Origin of the sequence: Actinoplanes sp. NPDC048791 (assembly GCF_040650095.1) — a bacterium.
Lineage (GTDB): Bacteria > Actinomycetota > Actinomycetes > Mycobacteriales > Micromonosporaceae > Actinoplanes.
Genome location: NZ_JBEZGQ010001317.1, coordinates 1 through 1,987, shown reverse-complemented (window position 1 = coordinate 1,987; position 1,987 = coordinate 1). Strand labels below are relative to the sequence as shown.

Below are 1,987 nucleotides of genomic sequence, written 5' to 3'. Positions count from 1 at the left end.
GGCGAGCCATTCCGCGTGCATCTCCGCGCGCAGCTCGGCCGGCCAGCGCCGGGCGGCGCGGGCCAGGCACCAGCGGGCGAAGCGGTCCGCGGGCCTCATGCCGTCGCCGGCTTCGTCGCCGGCCGCGGTGCGGCCAGGCCCCGGTTCAGCTGGGCCTGCAACGCCGCGACCTCCGCGTACGCCGACGCTCGACCGTCCGGCGTGAGCCGGTAGTAGCGGCGGGCCGGGCGACCGGCCTGGACCGGGTCGATGTCCTCCCAGTACGTCTCGACCCAGCCGGCGTTCTGCAGGCGCAGCAGGATCGGGTAGAGCGTGCCGCTGGGATGACCGCTGGCCCGCATGAGGTCGAGGCCGTAGCGGTCGACCTCGGGGTCTTCGAGGAAGGCGGCCAGCACCTTGGAGACGGCGGCGGTGACCCGGAGAGGAGTTGCCATGCCGGCACCGTAGCGAACCCTAGCGAGTTTTTCTACATAGGGTCTACGCTAGGCTGGCCCGGTGATCGACTTTCGTACCGCGGTGGAAGCACGCGACCCCGACGCCATCGCGGCGACCCTGGCCGACGACGTGGTGTTCCGCAGCCCGGTGGCGTTCAAGCCCTATCCGGGCAAGGCCATCACCGCGGCGATCCTGCGCGGCGTGCTGCGGGTCTTCGAGGATTTCCGGTACGTGCGTGAGCTGGGCGGCGACGGCGGCCGCGACCATGCCCTGGTGTTCGAGGCGCGGATCGGCGACGTGGCCGTCGAGGGTTGCGACTTCCTGCACCTGGACGAGAACGGCCTGATCGACGAGTTCACGGTCATGGTCCGCCCGCTGTCCGCCGCCCAGGCCCTGGCCGCCGCGATGGCCGGGCAGTTCGAGCAGATCCAGCGCGAGGCGGTCGCGTCCAGCGGGCCGCGGGAGGGTCTCTAGGCTGGGGGGATGAAGGTTCTGTCCATCCAGTCGGCGGTCGCCTACGGCCACGTCGGCAACTCCGCGGCCGTGTTCCCGCTGCAGCGGCTCGGTGTCGAGGTCGTCCCGGTCCCCACGGTGAACTTCTCCAACCACACGGGCTACGGCGCCTGGCGCGGGCCGCTGATCCCGCCGTCGGACGTGGCCGAGATCCTGCTGGGCGTCGAGGAGCGGGGAGTGTTCCCGCAGATCGACGCCGTGCTGTCCGGCTACCAGGGCGGGGTCGGGATCGGTGACGTCATCGTCGACGCCGTCCGCCGGGTGAAGGCGGCCAACCCGTCGGCGCTGTACGCGTGCGACCCGGTCATGGGCAACGCCAAGTCCGGCTGCTTCGTCGCGCCGGAGATCCCCGCGCTGCTGCGGGACCGGGTCGTGCCGGTGGCCGACATCATCACCCCGAACCAGTTCGAGCTCGGCTTCCTGACCGGTACCGAGCCGGCGAGCATCGAGTCGACCCTCGCCTCGGCCGACCTCGCCCGGGCCATGGGACCCTCGACCGTGCTGGTCACCAGCGTGGAACGCCCCGACCGGGCCGAAGGCACCATCGAGATGCTCGTGGTGGACCCGGCCGGCGCCTGGCTCGTGAACACCCCGCACCTGCCGTTCAAGGCGAACGGGTCCGGCGACGTCACAGCTGCCCTGTTCACCGCCCACTACGTGGCCACCAAGGACGCGGCGGTGTCGTTGGAGCGTACGGCCTCCAGCATCTTCGACCTGATCGAGACGACGTACCGATCAGGCGAGCGGGAGCTGCAGCTGGTGCAGGCCCAGGAGTTCTACGCCACGCCGCGCATGCAGTTCAAGGCCGAGCAGGTGCGCTGAGCTCCTCGGGTGGTCCAGGACAGCGCCTGAGCGGATTAGGGTGGGGCGCGCAGGAGCTCGTCGTGCTGCCGCGCCGTCAGGTGGTGCGGATGGACGAGGACATCCCGTTCGAGGCCGGCGCCGCCCTGGGCATCCCCGCCCTGACCGCGCACCGTTGTCTCACCGTCGCCGCCGACGGCCCCGACCGGCTGGCGCCCGGGGCGCTCGCGGGCCGGTC

3 protein-coding genes are annotated in these 1,987 nt (G+C 71.7%); 2 read left to right on the top strand and 1 reads right to left on the bottom strand.

Features of this window, described 5'->3' with window-relative positions; all coding sequences use genetic code 11:
- Nucleotides 1-95: 95 nt before the first annotated feature.
- Nucleotides 96-434, bottom strand: a complete 339-nt coding sequence (locus AB0C29_RS45850) for a PadR family transcriptional regulator (protein ID WP_360834298.1) — start codon at nt 432-434, stop codon at nt 96-98.
- 61 nt (nt 435-495) lie between these two features.
- Between AB0C29_RS45850 and AB0C29_RS45845 the strand changes: the two genes are divergently transcribed.
- Together AB0C29_RS45845 and pdxY are read left to right on the top strand one after the other, a co-directional pair.
- Nucleotides 496-909, top strand: coding sequence for a nuclear transport factor 2 family protein (locus AB0C29_RS45845; protein WP_360834296.1), 414 nt, complete (start codon nt 496-498; stop codon nt 907-909).
- Between the two features lie 9 nt (nt 910-918).
- Nucleotides 919-1,770, top strand: coding sequence for a pyridoxal kinase PdxY (gene pdxY, locus AB0C29_RS45840; RefSeq protein WP_360834294.1), 852 nt, complete (start codon nt 919-921; stop codon nt 1,768-1,770).
- Nucleotides 1,771-1,987: the final 217 nt, after the last annotated feature.

Coding starts and splice junctions, on each gene's coding strand:
- AB0C29_RS45850 (WP_360834298.1), bottom strand. CDS start 434: ATGGCAACTCCTCTCCGGGTCACCGCCGCCGTCTCCAAGGTGCTGGCC.
- pdxY (WP_360834294.1), top strand. CDS start 919: ATGAAGGTTCTGTCCATCCAGTCGGCGGTCGCCTACGGCCACGTCGGC.